Consider the following 429-nt stretch of genomic DNA (forward strand, 5'->3'; position numbering starts at 1 on the left):
CAGACTGTAGACAAAACATTGTCTGCAGTCTTTTTTATTTGCCCGACCGGGCACAGCTCGCTTTTCTGGGGGCAAGCAGGGAGCCGCATCGCGACTTTGTCGCTGCTGGGTCTCCCTTTGCTTGCTAATCCCCTGGAAGTCTCGCCGTGCCCGCAGTCGGCCCACGCATCAATCCCTCTTTTCGTACCGTCGTCGCTTTTTTATAATGAGAGATATAGAAACAATTATGGAGGCGAATCGGATGATCAGGAAATCAACAGAATCGGAAACCAATCGGACACAACTGGAGATGGTCACGCTCGACGAGCTTGTGCCAGCAGACCATCTGGTCCGAAAAATCGAGGCGGTGATCGACTTTGAGTTCATCTATCCGCTCGTGGAGGACTTATATTCTGAGGACCGTGGCCGGCCAAGCGTCGACCCTGTCGT

At 52.9% G+C, this 429-nt stretch carries 1 protein-coding gene; it reads left to right on the forward strand.

The features are described from left to right. Positions 1-241 precede the first annotated feature (241 nt). Positions 242-429: transposase (locus tag KNP86_RS15605; RefSeq protein ID WP_483298413.1), on the forward strand; the 188-nt coding region annotated here is incomplete at its 3' end.

The sequence above is a fragment of the Exiguobacterium sp. s16 genome (genome assembly GCF_018618115.1).
In the GTDB taxonomy this organism is placed as follows: Bacteria; Bacillota; Bacilli; order Exiguobacteriales; family Exiguobacteriaceae; genus Exiguobacterium; species Exiguobacterium mexicanum_A.